This is a genomic window from Marinobacter sp. KMM 10035 (genome assembly GCF_046537445.1).
Lineage (GTDB): Bacteria > Pseudomonadota > Gammaproteobacteria > Pseudomonadales > Oleiphilaceae > Marinobacter > Marinobacter sediminicola.
The window spans coordinates 54,735-68,970 of sequence record NZ_JBBVMG010000003.1; the positions used below are offsets into that span (position 1 = coordinate 54,735).

12 protein-coding genes are annotated in these 14,236 nt (G+C 53.7%); 4 read left to right on the forward strand and 8 right to left on the reverse strand.

The window, feature by feature from the left end; translation table 11 throughout:
- The first annotated feature begins 7 nt into the window (after window positions 1–7).
- Window positions 8–901, forward strand: a complete 894-nt coding sequence (locus AADB16_RS15715; protein ID WP_410804659.1) for a LysR family transcriptional regulator — start codon at window positions 8–10, stop codon at window positions 899–901.
- On the opposite strand, the gene AADB16_RS15720 is transcribed toward AADB16_RS15715, so the two are convergent.
- The gene (locus AADB16_RS15720; RefSeq protein WP_298450013.1) at window positions 895–1,251 is read right to left on the reverse strand and encodes a hypothetical protein; all 357 of its coding nucleotides are present in this window, start codon (window positions 1,249–1,251) and stop codon (window positions 895–897) included. The two genes, AADB16_RS15715 and AADB16_RS15720, sit on opposite strands and share 7 nt — an antisense overlap.
- Window positions 1,252–1,434: 183 nt before the next feature.
- Here AADB16_RS15720 and AADB16_RS15725 point away from each other — a divergent pair, with 183 nt between their 5' ends.
- Window positions 1,435–2,589 carry an isocitrate/isopropylmalate dehydrogenase family protein gene (locus AADB16_RS15725; RefSeq protein WP_410804661.1) on the forward strand — a complete coding sequence of 385 codons (1,155 nt, stop codon included), beginning with the start codon at window positions 1,435–1,437 and terminating at the stop codon, window positions 2,587–2,589.
- A gap of 60 nt (window positions 2,590–2,649) precedes the next feature.
- Here the strand turns inward: AADB16_RS15725 and AADB16_RS15730 are convergent, their stop codons facing one another.
- The 3 genes from AADB16_RS15730 to AADB16_RS15740 form a co-directional block, all read right to left on the reverse strand.
- Window positions 2,650–3,219, reverse strand: a complete 570-nt coding sequence (locus AADB16_RS15730; RefSeq protein ID WP_410804663.1) for a DUF1439 domain-containing protein — start codon at window positions 3,217–3,219, stop codon at window positions 2,650–2,652.
- Between the two features lie 94 nt (window positions 3,220–3,313).
- Entirely contained in the window at window positions 3,314–3,505 is a 192-nt protein-coding gene (locus tag AADB16_RS15735) for a CPXCG motif-containing cysteine-rich protein (protein ID WP_410804665.1), read from the reverse strand.
- 9 nt (window positions 3,506–3,514) lie between these two features.
- A complete protein-coding gene (locus tag AADB16_RS15740) occupies window positions 3,515–4,741 on the reverse strand; it encodes a pyridoxal phosphate-dependent aminotransferase (protein WP_410804667.1) in 1,227 nt (408 codons plus the stop codon).
- Between the two features lie 266 nt (window positions 4,742–5,007).
- On the opposite strand from AADB16_RS15740, the gene AADB16_RS15745 reads away from it, so the two are divergent.
- On the forward strand, window positions 5,008–5,991 hold the full coding sequence (locus tag AADB16_RS15745; RefSeq protein ID WP_298450003.1) for a D-2-hydroxyacid dehydrogenase: 984 nt from the start codon (window positions 5,008–5,010) through the stop codon (window positions 5,989–5,991).
- 64 nt (window positions 5,992–6,055) lie between these two features.
- Here the strand turns inward: AADB16_RS15745 and AADB16_RS15750 are convergent, their stop codons facing one another.
- From AADB16_RS15750 to AADB16_RS15765, 4 genes are all read right to left on the reverse strand, one after another.
- Window positions 6,056–6,721 carry a response regulator transcription factor gene (locus AADB16_RS15750; RefSeq protein WP_100639981.1) on the reverse strand — a complete coding sequence of 222 codons (666 nt, stop codon included), beginning with the start codon at window positions 6,719–6,721 and terminating at the stop codon, window positions 6,056–6,058.
- 40 nt (window positions 6,722–6,761) lie between these two features.
- A complete protein-coding gene (gene acs, locus AADB16_RS15755) occupies window positions 6,762–8,711 on the reverse strand; it encodes an acetate--CoA ligase (protein ID WP_410804669.1) in 1,950 nt (649 codons plus the stop codon).
- A gap of 277 nt (window positions 8,712–8,988) precedes the next feature.
- Window positions 8,989–10,500, reverse strand: coding sequence for a fatty acyl-CoA reductase (locus AADB16_RS15760; RefSeq protein ID WP_410804671.1), 1,512 nt, complete (start codon window positions 10,498–10,500; stop codon window positions 8,989–8,991).
- Between the two features lie 216 nt (window positions 10,501–10,716).
- Entirely contained in the window at window positions 10,717–12,033 is a 1,317-nt protein-coding gene (locus tag AADB16_RS15765; RefSeq protein WP_410804673.1) for an AAA family ATPase, read from the reverse strand.
- 208 nt (window positions 12,034–12,241) lie between these two features.
- Here AADB16_RS15765 and AADB16_RS15770 point away from each other — a divergent pair, with 208 nt between their 5' ends.
- Window positions 12,242–14,224 (forward strand): HDOD domain-containing protein, encoded by a 1,983-nt coding sequence (locus AADB16_RS15770; protein WP_410804675.1) that lies wholly within the window; start codon window positions 12,242–12,244, stop codon window positions 14,222–14,224.
- Window positions 14,225–14,236 lie beyond the last annotated feature (12 nt).

Below are 14,236 nucleotides of genomic sequence, written 5' to 3' on the forward strand. Positions count from 1 at the left end.
AATAACTATGGCCGGGAATCGTCTGGATCTCAACCTACTGCATGTATTTGACACGATTTACCGAGAAGGCAGCCTTACCCGGGCTGCGAAGGCGTTGCACCTTACCCAGCCTGCTGTTAGTCATTCCCTGTCTCGACTGAGAGACCATTTTGACGACCCTCTGTTCACCCGCCAGGGCAACCAGATGGTACCCACGCCTTTGGCCAGGCGCTTTCTGGAATCCATGAAGCCTGGGCTTACCCAAATTCAGGGTGCGGTGAATCAGTTCCACGCCTTTGACCCGGCAAATCAGCGTAAAACCTATTCTTTGGGGCTGAGGGATGTTCTGGAATCAACGTTTCTACCGCCGCTGATGCAGCGGTTAAACGCCTATCCGGAGTTGGAAATAGCTAGCAAGCGCATTCCCCGGCGGGATATGGAAACGCAACTGGCTGCAGGCAAGCTGGACTTTGCTGTGGATGTTTTGTTGCCAGTCAGCAACCAAACCTCCCACGAGCTTCTCAGGCAGGACAGGCTTGTAGTTCTGGCTCGGGAGGGCCACCCGCTGACGGCCAACACGCTGGATATGGGCGGTTACCTTTCTGCGCGCCACGTACTGGTTTCGTCACGCGCAGAAGGGCCGGGAATTGAGGACTTTGAGCTCTCAAGGCTCGGAGTTCAACGCAGTATCCGACTGCGCTGTCAGCACTATTACGCCGCTTGCCGTGTAGTGGAACAAACAGACTTGTTACTAACCATGCCTGAAACCTACGCCCAGATCATTTCAGAGCGGGCAAATATCACCATCATGAACCCGCCAGCCGACCTGCCATCAGTCGATGTACACCTGTACTGGCACACAGCCTACGGTCAGGAGCCGGCGCTTATCTGGCTCAGGGAACAACTCAAAGCGATTCAGTAAGCCCCTACGGCCATCAGAAAGCCGAAGAAGCCAACGGCAGTAATACCCAGGGAGGCCAACACTATGCCGAACCCCCACCAAATGGCCGCGCCATCGGAAATAGCCACGCCATGCCCTCGCAGGGTGCGATAGAACGCCCAGGGGCCGAGTACAAATGCCCCAACCACCGCAAATACCATCCCAATACTGATGCCCGCAAAGGTCCATGTGGCGAGTTCGGTAGTGCGATCTGACAGGTTCTCAGTAACGCCCTGACGCTGCAGAAACTTCTTGCAGAAAAACCATACCAGCGCGAAAAGCGCCGCCACAAATACCAAGCCGCCAATTATGGTAAGAAGTCGGTAAAGCAAAGTTGCCGTCCTGTCGTAAATGGAACCAATAAAAAGCGCGAATGCGCCAATTGCGAACACACTATAGCGTCGGGCTGCGGGCGGGTAAAAGGGGTTTATTTCCTTCACTGGTGGCAACCCCGGTTTCCCTGACTAAACTGGGTTGGTTATCCATACGAGTCAATTTGAAAAGGAGTCTCCAAAATGGCCCAAACTACCCGCATTGCAGTGACACCGGGCGACGGCATTGGCCCGGAGGTTGTGGGGGAAGCCATACGCTGCCTGGAAACCCTGCGCACCAAGCACAACCTCAGCCTTGAATGGAATGAGTTCCCATGGCCTTCTCACGCTTGGCATCAAGCACATGGCGAATCCATGCCAGCGGATGCTTTAGCCCAGCTCAAAGCTTACGACGCCATTCTGCTTGGAGCCCTGGGTGATCCAGGGCCTCTGGAGGACCCGAATCGCTACCTTTTGACCGACAGCGTTTCACTGGCACCTCTGCTGGAAATGCGCAAAGGCTTTGATCAGTGGGTATGTGAGCGCCCAGCCCGACTGCTGCCCGGTGCCCGCCAATATCTCGCTGATGAGCGTGCAAAAGACATAGACATGCTGGTAATCCGCGAGAACTCCGAGGGTGAGTACGTTAGCCAGGGTGGGCGTTTGCGTCAGGGCACTGAGGATGAAATTGCGACCCAGATGGAGGTGTTTACCCGCAAAGCTACCAACCGAATCATTCGCTACGGGTTCGAGCAAGCCCGCACCCAAGCAGCCGAACGCGCAAAAGAAGGCCGCACCAGAGAGTTTCGCACCCTTGATGGCAGCACCTGCGAAAGCCAGGTGTGTTTGATCACCAAACGTAATGCGCTGCGTTACTGGGGCGATATGTACACTGAAGCCTTCGAAGAAATCAGCAAAGAATACCCGGATGTGGCCACCCACCATGAACTGGTAGATGCAGCCTGCATGAAGTTTGTGCAGGCCCCCTGGGCATTCGATGTAGTAGTTGCGAGCAATCTTCAGGGGGACATTCTGACAGACCTTGCGGCCGTGCTATCCGGCGGTATGGGCGTTGCCCCTTCCTGCAACCTGAACCCCACCGACCCGGACATGCCATCCATGTTCGAGCCAACCCATGGCAGCGCTCCGGACATCGCAGGCAAGGGCTTGGCAGATCCAACCGCCATGCTGTTTACCGCAGCACGAATGCTGGAATGGTTTGGCAGGAAAGATCCGGTGATGGCAGTAGCTGGTAAGGAACTTTTTGACGCGGTAGCGGCGGATCTGGCAGAAAATGCGGGTGCACGGAGGGGAACAAAGGAGATCGGAGAGGCAATCTGCCAACGCCTGTCAGCCTGATCGACCGCTGAACCAGAGCCAGAAAACAGCACCTGGCTCTGGTCCACTAAATATTGCTTACTAGTCAGCCATTACAAATTCAAGGCGCCCGGGCGCTACCCGAACATCCATAGGCACCATTCCAAACATACGCTGGGCCATGTTGGTGTCGTCCAGACGATATACCGGCATGGTTTCCAGCATTTGGGCCACAACGCCCATCACGGTGTCTGTAACGGGCGCAAGATCACCCTTGAAAAAGCCGGAATCAATGCTGCTTTCAAGCAACTTGATCCTGCGAATATAGATGGCTTTTTCCTTGCTGTCATAAACTGGAGCACCTTCCACTTTCAGCGCGATATCAACCGGAAGTTTGGCCAGAAAAGCATTCAGCGCCACCTGCCCTTTCAGATCAATCACTGCCACATCGCGACCATCTGGCCCCAGAGTAATGTCGGCATCACTAAGGCTCATGCTAAGCGGAGAGCCGTTCTTTAACTGCGTGCGGTCAAAATCGCTCACAACATCCTGCAGGTGCCGCTCCAGCTCACCTTCCGATATTGCATAAGGGGACATGCTGGCACAGCCACTCGTCAGAGCAAAAGCCAGCAACATTAAGCCCCAAAGGCCATTAAGGCGTGTATATTTCATCGTTTAATCTCCGTGGATTGACCCCCTATCCTGCGGCAGCATGGGAGGCGAGACAAGATTGGCAGATTAATGATCGGTCAGAATCCGGGGTTTACTACTCGTTTTCGGCCCGGGCCTCTACGTGCGGGGTAAGATTATCATCGAAAACCACACGCAATAGAATGGGCTGACAGCATACCTGACAATCTTCAACATATTCCTGTTCCGCCACTGAAGGGTCGACGCTGATATCCAGCGTCTCCCAACAATAGGGGCACTGGATAAGAACCGAATCCAGAGCCGACATAAGTCCTCCTCAGAACTTCTGTTTGGCCATCCACGGGATGATACGATCAAACGCCGCATCAAGTTTCTCGCAAGTAGTAGAGAAGCTGATTCTAACGGCATTGGTGCAGGCTTCGCCAAATGCGTCCCCCGGCACCACACACACACCGGTTTCTTTCAGCATCCGCAACGCCAGATCCGACCCATCCACATGTGGAGGCAGGTCCGGAAAAGCAAAGAAGGCTCCTCCCGGTTTGTAGCCAGTCAGGTAAGGTGTCTGGCCCACCAACTCCACCACCTTATCTCTGCGTTCCCGGTATATATTGACCATATCCCTTACGCATTGCTGGTCAGCGGTCAGCGCTGCCACACCCGCAAACTGGGAGGGCGTATTAGCAACTGATGTTGTAAACATATGATAGCGCCGCAGGTATTTGATTGTCGCCTGGCTAGCAATAACCCAGCCCACACGCAACCCCGCCATACTGTAGGTTTTCGAGAAGCTGCTTATGCACATGATGTTGTCCAGATCCACAGAGCAGCTGAGAACGCTGGCAAAGTCTTCATCGTCGAAAACCATGTGGTCATACACCTCATCGGCATAAACTTGTATTCCCCGGTAGGCACACTCTTCCAGAATGGTTTCTACGGTACTGCGAGGATACACCGCTCCGGTAGGGTTATTCGGATTATTCAGTATCAAGGCAAACGTACGCGGCCCCATGGCTGCGATCACTTCGTCGGGATCAAGCTGATGATCGTTTTCCACACGGGTCGGTACAAACTTCACTTCCCCCCCGTTCATGCGGATGAGTGGCGCGTACAGCAAGAAAGAAGGGTCTGTAACGATAAATTGGCGGCCCGGTGCAGATGTCGCCGAGATAGCCAGATACATGGCCTCGGTTGCTCCGCTGGTCACCAGAATATTATCCCTGGTGAGTTTTCGGTTGTATCGCTTGCCGTAGTAATCCCTCAAGGCCACAAGCAGTTCAGGCAAACCGGCATCCATGGTGTAGCCAGTTTGTCCTGCATTGAGGGCGTCAATATAAGCATCAATAACATGCTTGGGTGTAGGGAGGTCAGGCTGGCCAATCGAAAGATGAATTACATCCTTCATAGTGGCTGCCATATTGACCATGCGCCGAATCCCCGGTACCGGAATCGCCTGCATCGCAGGGTTCCAACTGGCCTTCGCCTTCCGGTATTTCACTCTCCGCACTTTATCCTCGCCGGTATCTTTATTGGCGCCATTTGCCATAACAACCTCCTACAACGGGAACGGGAGGGCCAAAACAGACCCTCTTGCAGGTTAGTCAGGAAAATCCGGGCATACAAGGTAATGCAGGGACGGGCTTGATAGGTACAAGTACCCACCAGGATCAACGATGATCACTACCTTAGGTGCGAGCTGAGGTTGACCAGACGGCATCCGCCTACCAGACTGGCTTCAAGGGTTTTGTAGAGGAAAATGCTTGGCCCGTAAAACAACTCTCGATAATCAGCAATCGAAGCCGCGGAGGTTCAATGTCCCATCTCAGCAAGCCTGTTGTAACTGTCCTTACTGCTCCCGGAGAGCAGGAGCCACCGGGAATGGATGCGCTTCGGGCTCGCGCCGAAGTGCGTTTCGCCAGCGACGAGGCAACCTTGCGAAGTACCTTGCCGGGCACCGATGTGATGATGGTGACAGATTTCAGAACCGAGGCACTTGAGGCGGCTTGGGGCTGTGCGGATAAACTGAGGTGGATACATGCCACCAGCGCCGGGGTAGATGCCCTGATGTTCCCTGCCCTCACAAAAAGCAGTGTGATTGTCACCAACGCCAGAGGCATATTTGACCGCACCATCGCTGAATATGTGCTTTGTACCATCCTGATGTTTGCCAAGGATTTTCCCGGCTCAATCCGCCTGCAAATGAAACACCAGTGGAAGCACCGGGATACGGAAAGAGCGACAGGCAAGCAGGTTCTTGTCGTGGGCGCAGGCTCTATCGGTCGGCAGATTGGACGTCTTGTTGCTGCCGCCGGCATGAAGCCCCACGGCATTGCCAGAACAGCCCGCACGGAAGACCCGGATTTTGTGGCGGTTCATGGCAATGATGAGTTATATCACCAGCTGGAACTGGCAGATTACGTGGTGATTGCTGCACCGCTGACACCGCAGACAGAGGGTTTGTTTGACGAGAAGGCATTCAAGGCGATGAAAAACACTGCACGCCTGATCAACGTTGGCCGCGGCCCAATTGTCAAAACAGCCGATCTTATTGCTGCGCTGGAGAGTGGCGAAATTGCCGGTGCCGGGCTCGACGTATTCGAAGAAGAGCCGTTACCGGAAGACCACCCGCTTTGGGATATGGAAAACGTCATCATGACAGCACACATGGCCGGTGACTTTATCGGCTGGCACCGGGCACTTACCGATCAGTTTCTGGAGAATTTTGACCGCTGGCACGGTGGTGAGGAGCTGTTCAATCTGGTGGATAAGGAGTTGGGGTACGCTGGGAGCAAGTAGCCGAGTTCCCACAAATGTCGGACGGGAACACCTCCCCCCGTCCGGCCTCCTGACTTACTGAGCCTCAGCTACCAGACAACGACTGATCCGAAGGGTCTATCTCCATCTGCTGTATCGCGATTACCGCCTGGGTGCGATTGCGAACCCCAAGCTTGCGGAACACGGCAGTGATGTGCGCCTTGATCGTAGCCTCCGAAACTTCCAAATCATAAGCAATCTGCTTGTTCAGAAGGCCTTCCGCCAGCATACCCAGAACCCGGAATTGTTGCGGGGTCAGTGATGCCAGCTTCTCAGAGAAGTCCGTGGTGTCGGCGTGCATGCGCTCCAGCTTGTCAGCTACGCCTTCCGGCAGCCACACATCACCCTCAAGAACAGCTCGAATAGCCTCGGTGATGGTGGGCAGTGGCGCCGACTTTGGAATAAAGCCAGACGCCCCATAGTCGATCGAGCGGCGCATTACCTGCAATTGCTCCGACCCTGACACAACCACCACGGGTAGCCCGGGGTATTGTCCACGCATGAACACCAGCCCCGAGAAACCGTGGGCACCCGGCATATTCAGATCAAGCAGGACCAGATCTGCATCCGGGTGCGAATCTACCGACGCCTGGAGTGCCTTGATGCTATCAACTTCTACGGTTTCCGCATCAGGTACCGCCTGACTGACCGCCTGTTTCAGGGCGGCCCGAAACAGCGGATGATCATCAGCGACGATAATTGTTTGTGTCATTAAACCGATTCCTCACAGGTTTTCGGCCTGTTTTCAGACCTTATTTAAACTCACGATTGCTGATGAGATCATCCACTACGCTTGGATCTGCAAGTGTGGATGTGTCTCCCAACTGATCGTGCTCGTTAGCAGCAATTTTACGCAGAATCCGGCGCATAATTTTGCCTGACCGCGTTTTTGGCATGCCCTGTGCCCACTGGATGACATCCGGAGAGGCTATGGGGCCGATTTCCTTGCGAACCCATTGTACCAGCTCTTTTTTGAGCTCATCTGAAGGCTCTTCACCCTGCATCAGAGTAACGTAAACATAAAGCCCCTGGCCTTTTATGTCATGGGGGAAGCCAACAACCGCAGCTTCTGCCACCTTATCATGAGCCACAAGCGCGCTTTCTACCTCAGCAGTGCCCAAGCGGTGCCCGGAAATGTTAAGCACATCATCCACGCGCCCGGTAATCCAGTAATCTCCGTCTTCATCTCTGCGCGCGCCATCTTCGGAAAAGTACATCCCGGGGTAGGCGCTGAAATAGGTTCGGATAAAACGCTCATGATCACCGTAGATCGTGCGCATCTGCCCGGGCCAACTATCCAGAATAACGAGATTGCCATCCGCTTTGCCTTCCAGCAGATTCCCTTCATTGTCCATCAGGCCAGGCTTTACACCAAAGAAAGGCACAGTCGCGGAGCCCGGCTTTAAATCAACGGCGCCGGGCAGCGGTGCAATCAGAATGCCCCCGGTTTCCGTCTGCCACCAGGTATCCACAATCGGGCACTGGCTGTTGCCGATTACACGGTGGTACCACTCCCAGGCTTCCGGATTTATGGGTTCGCCTACGGAACCCAGCAACTTCAGGCTCTTGCGTGTTGTGCCTGCCATGCAGGCTTCGCCTTCAGCCATCAGCGCCCGAATAGCAGTTGGGGCGGTGTACAGAATGTTGACCTGATGCTTGTCAACAATCTGGCCCATGCGAGAGCTATCCGGATAATTGGGAACACCTTCAAACAGTAGCGATGTAGCGCCGTTGCACAGAGGGCCATAAAGAATGTAACTATGGCCTGTTACCCAGCCAAAGTCTGCGGTACACCAGTAAACATCACCCTCTTTATAATCAAACACATACTCATGGGTCATGGAGGCATACACCAGATAACCGCCGGTAGTATGCAAAACGCCCTTGGGTGCACCAGTAGAACCTGATGTGTAGAGCATGAACAAAGGATCTTCAGCATTCATTGGCTCTGGCGGGCAGTCAGCGGATGCGGTTGCCATCAAATCTTCGTAGCGCACATCCCGACCTTCCTGGAAGGGCAAGTCTTTGTTTCCGGTGCGGCTGACAACCACAACCTTCTCAACGGCCACGCCTTCCCGGTCTTTCAGGGCGGCGTCCACGTTCTTTTTGAGTGGCACCTTACGGCCACCGCGAAGCCCTTCATCGGCGGTAACAACAAAGCGCGACTTACCGTTCACGATTCGGGCACCCAATGCTTCAGGCGAGAAGCCGCCAAAAACAACCGAATGGATAGCACCAATACGGGTACATGCCAGCATGGCCACGGCGGTTTCAACAATCATTGGCATATAAATCGTGACAACATCACCTTTTTTTACGCCAAGGCTTTTCAGTACGTTAGCAAACTTGCTGGTCTCTTCGTGCAACTCGCGATAACTGACATGACGGGATTCGGCTGGGTCGTCGCCTTCAAAAATAATGGCCGTCTGATCGCCGCGGGTTTCAAGATGTCGATCCAGGCAGTTTGCAGACGCATTCAACTCGCCATCTTCAAACCACTTGATGGAAACGTTTTTAGGATCGAATGTGGTGTTCTTAACTTTGGTGTAGGGCTTGATCCAGTCAATTCGCTTTCCATGCTCTCCCCAGAAAGCATCTGGATCTGTAATGGACTGACGATACATTTCGTCATACTGCTCCCGGTTTATCAAGGCCCGCTTGGCCACCTCCGGGCTTACCGGATAAAGGTTTTTATCAGTCATAGTGCTCCCCTTTGAACAGAGTTTGTTGTCATTGTAGATTTGGTCAATCCAGAGCGGTGGGGTATACAGACCCCGCGGATTCATAGCCGTAGTTCAACATGTGAACTACCACACAATGAATTAGACTAACGTCCTAACCTACTTGAACTTTTAGCCTGAAAGGCACAGTAACCTGCAAGAATTCAAGGGTAATTTCCAAACAGCATGAACTTCAAATTAAAGGCAGTTCTGCGTCTCCGAGAGATAAACCAGCCCGATTGAACGGGGCCAAGTGGAATCAGGCAGCTTTCTTTCGCCCACGGGAACTTCGCGGACGTCGGGCTTTTTTCGCACTAAGGGCGTACCGGTTCAGGCCAGCCAAGTGAATCTTGCGCAAATACACCGCCCAGTCAATTTCGCGGGCATCCACAGGAAACAACGCCTTGTCTACCTCACCCATTCGCGCAGCCAGAGCCAGCAGGTCGTTATTGCAGAAGATATAATCCGGAGCGGTATAGAAACCAAAAATAGTAGCCAACGAGCGTGTGGTATCAAGGTTTTGCAAGGCTTTAAGCTCACGACCCTGCCCCAGCAGGCCCTTCATGCGGCTGGCAAGGCTCAATGGAATGCGAGCACCACCCACTAACGCGTCAAACAGAGCACGGTTCACTGCAATGAAGGGTTTGACGGGTCGACGATAAAACAGGTTTTCGTAGGAAGCATAGTTGCTCTTAGCTTCCGCCATCAGGTGATCGATGAACTCACCGACTGACACCGGGTTGGAGCTGCCACTGCAGCACTGATAAATCCTGGCTTCCGGGCGCTCACCCAATGCTTCCGCAACCGCAAGAATAATGGTGTTCGCGACCAGATCAACGGGAATAACATCAACGATACCGGAGCGTTTGCCGGGGAATAAAGTTACCTTTTCTCGCGCATAAGCAAGAATGATGGCATCTGCTACTTTTACGCCTTCAATCCAGCCCGGTGCCGGCTCTTCTAAAGCACTTTCAATTATGGACGGGCGCACAATAGTAAGGGCACGCCCCTCCAGCGCTTTCATCAGCAGTTGCTCGCCTAGCCATTTGGTAAAAGTGTAAGTGTCACTCCAGCCGTATCGGTTTGCCTCACGGATACCCAAGTCTACAAGTTTGCGCTCCAGCAATTTGCCGGTGTAGCGCGAGCGCACATCTGCAATGCTGTCATTAAGTACCCGGATCAGTTCTTCAATTTCGTAATAACCTGAGGAGCTGCGAGGGATATCCGCACCCGCAGGCTTGATCACTGATTCAGTAACCTGACCAGAATTCATTCCGTTCACATAACAGGTTGAAACCTGAATCACCGCAAGGGAGGGGTTCAGCTGTGCTAGTTCCGCAATATTTTGCAGACACAACGTATTGATAGATAGCGCCTTGTCCAACTCTTCCCGGAAGTTAACGCTGGCAGCGGAGTTAATAACAGCATCAACACTGCCCGCCAGCTTTTGAAGCGCCTCAGGCTTCAGTCCAAAACCATGCTGAGTGACTTCCCCAGTGACACAGTGCAGGCGATCTTCCAGAAATGACTCAAACGCTTCGCTGTTCTCCTGGCGTAAACGATCAAATACAGAGGAGGTGGAAATTTCCTGGAGAAAGCGCCCACGGGCGTCAGGATGCTGTTTATTGCCCCGTATCAGCAGGTGTATACCGCCAATATCCGGCACCGTACGAATCAGCTTTTCGAGAATAACCTTGCCCAGAAAACCCGTGGTGCCGGTAATCAAGACCTGCTTGCCTCGCAGCTGTTCAAGTACCTTTGACGAAGACATTACCGCCTCCTTTATTATATTTGTGATGACGAACACTCCTTTTCCATGGATGCTTGAGGTACCCAATCCTTGCACAACATCTATGGCTGTACGGTGACAAACTGCAAGGTTATCACCAAAACTCACGCAACAGCGCCAGCACAAAACGCTACTCTACAAACTCCCCCGATGAAATGGCGAATTAACCGGCATGTTCATGCACCAAGGCGAACCTTCTTAAGCACCACTGTCTTCCTCATCTACCAACGACCGCAGTAGCTGGCTCAGGGCAATACCGGAAGGCTGCTCTTTCAACACCCTGACCAGGTTTTCCTGATCACCAAAGCTGATGCGGTCGTAAAATGGTTCAGGGAGTACAGGTTGCGGCAAGCTCTGCACAACGTCACGGGTATCATCCGTAGCAGGGGGCGAGATTTCTTCCGCTAAATGCCTGAGGTGGGCTGCGAGATGATCACGCTGCTCTCGGTTCAGACTTTCCCAGGCAATAGCACCGAGCCCGGTTTGGATAATTTCAATGGCGTCGTTATCTGGCTTGCGCCCCAGCAACGCAAACAACTGCATAAAAACATCGTAGCGCAGCATGGCGCACTCATTTGCAGGCCCGAGCACTGCTTCCAGTTCGCTGATAGCCGTCAAACAACGCTCACGAGGGCTCGCCGAGGGGCTGGATGCCTCCATCTTCCGCTCGCGGGTCTGCTGGCGCTTCGAAACGGAATGCCAATAAGCCGCTATGCCGGCTTTTCGGGCAGGAAGTTGCGTAAGGCGCACCTCAAGCATATCCGCCAGTGTACCGAACTGCCGGCATGACGGATCTGACTGAGGCAAGAGTGCAACAGGCTTTTGATTCAGCACGGACTGGCGCAGAGTCTCATCGCGCCATATCCCTCCCATGTAATGCAGAGAGCACTTAAGGTGACGTCGTGCGGCGGCGTCGAGGCGCTGAAACACTGAGCGGGTTTGACTGGCACCTTGTGCCATATTGATCAATACACTGGGTGTTCGTTTATAGCCACGGCGCCTTAACACTTTGATCAGGGAAAAAGCATCCGTCAGCGAAGCTGGGTCCGGCGTTACCACAACGCATGCCAGCTCCGCCGCTGCAATCATGTGCAAACCGGTGGGCTGAAGACCGGCAGCCGTATCCGTTATTACGTAATCGTAGCGCCGCTCCAGCATTGAAAGCGCACGCAGGATACGAAAACTGTCCTCCGGTGCCATATCCATGCATTCCTGAACACCAGAAGCTCCAGGCAGGATGTGCAGGCCGTAATTCACCTCCAGAAGAATATCCTCCAAGCGGCATTCACCAGCAACCACATTGGCCAGTGTGCGCTCGGGGTAAAGGCCCAGCATGATGCTGACATTTGCAAGATCTGTGTCGCCGTCCAAAAGCAGTACGCGTTTATCGTGGCGCGCCAGCGTGAGCGCCAAATTCAGTGCCACGGATGTTTTTCCCACACCGCCCTTTCCGCCAGTGATGGCGATGGTTCTGGGTGAGTTCGCTTTGTGTACCTGGGAATGTTGAGCACTCATGGCGGGCGACCTTACATCCTTGCAAAAACAACAAACGGCGCTTTAGTCTGTAAAAATTGTACACACATCACGTTACGATGCATACGCCGATCAAAAAAAGAACAGTTGTTGTTTAATCTTCCTGTGTTTTTGACTAAGCTCCAGTGCACAATAAAAATGAACATAGTTTCATAGTCTGATTTTAGCGCGCTTACTTATAGGCAAGCCCATGAATACAGTTCCCGATCTTCAGCTCCCGAGCCTTCCGGAAGTCACTCTGCGCGCGCTTGAAGCTTGCCATCGGGATGATAACTACCGCGCAATCAGCGAAATCGTATCCTCAGACACGGCCTTGGTGGTTCGGATCCTGGCTCTGGCCAACTCCGCCCTGTATGGCCCCACACCCGGAATACGATCCATTGATCAGGCGTTAATGCGCCTTGGAACCCAGCGCTTCAAAACACTGATACTGACCGTCGCTTTGCGCCAGATACTCTTCGACCTGGGTGGTGGCGCCTGGCAGCAATTACGGGATTTCTGGCGCCATGCCCTGACAACCGCACTTACAGCACGGGCATTGGCGACCCTGACCCGCTACCCGGAAGCCGATGAAGCCTTCATGCTCGGGATGCTCCACAACATCGGTGAGCTGATCGCAATCAAGACGCCTGATATCGAGGCGCGGCAAGAATTCATGAATCGACAGTCCGAGATCGCAGCAGATCTGGTTACCTCCTGGGGGCTAGGATCAATGGCAGCAGATGCCATGCGCTACCAACAGGCGTTGCCCTCAGAGTTGCGGGACGCAGGGCATCTCGTAAAGGTTATCGGCCTTGCCACCCGCCTCGCCTTGTCTGATTCTGCCGGTATTGCAGCAGCGGGCACCATGTTCGGCCTTAGCGAAGACTTGATCCGGGAGATCAACCGGCGGATCAACCACGACGTTTCCCGAATGGCAGAATCTATGGGGATTCCGCTGATCAATAGTTACAGCGCCGAGCCAGGATCAAAACAGCTGCGCGAAACCGTATTGCAGCAAGCCATCGCGCAGCAAGCCCTTGGTTTTGCAGATTTAGCCGGCACCGGCGGCGCCATTCTTGCGGAAACTGTCGGTAGTCTTACGTTGATTACCGGGTTACCGGCACTGTGCTTTGGGCTTGAAGATGACAGCCTTGTTTTGTTGTCTGGTACTGCAGGGGACAACCCCCGCCTGGCCGTATGCGCACAAGCCGGCGGCAGCGCCCTGACTGAGGCCTTCACATCGGGAAGGCTCACCAGCCTGGGTGGGCGCGTGCCCAACGTGCTCGACAACCAGCTTTTATCGCTACTCAGAACACCGTCGTTGACCGCTGTTCCAGTAATCACAGGTGATTGCTGCCTCGGCGTATTTGTAATGGGCACCGATGGCAAAATTCCCGACAGAACTGCAGATCTGGTCCGGCTTTTTATCCAACAGCTTTCAGCCGTTCTTCAGGACAAGAACCCTACCTTGGAGATCAGCACCGACGACGCGGACCTGGATCGCCAGATTGCGCTGGAAAAGCTGCACAGGCAGGTGCATGAAATCAGCAATCCTCTGACCATCATTCGCCAGTACATTCACCAGCTCAAGAGCCGGCTTAGCGATCCGGAAATGCAGAAAGAGCTGGATGTGGTGCGGGACGAACTGGACAGAGCAAGTAATTTACTACTGCAACTCAACCACACCAATGCTGGCGACATCAGCGACGGTACCGCCGACCTGAATACTGAAGTATCGAGCCTCGCCCGTGTACTGGAAGACAGTCTTTTCAGCAACGGCAACCTGAATTTGAACCTGCTACTGTGCAACACACCAACATTCGTTGATGCCGGCCCGCCTACTACCCGCCAGATCCTGATCAATCTGGTCAGGAATGCCGCTGAAAGCATGTTCGAGACAGGCGGCACCGTAACAATCAAAACCTTGGCTCCGGTATGGCAAGGGCACCGGAACTGGGTTGAGATGATAGTGACCGACACAGGCACCGGCATTCCCGAGAGCTTACGGGAAACCCTGTTTACACCGGGAAAAACCACAAAAGGAAAAGGCCACAGCGGTTTAGGCCTGAGCATTGTAAAACAGCTTGTTGATGACATGGAGGGCATCATTGCTTGTCACACAGGGCAGGAAGGCACCACCTTCCGATTACTGCTACCTGCGGCGAGCCTCGAACACACCAAGACCGACTGATAAACGATAGCG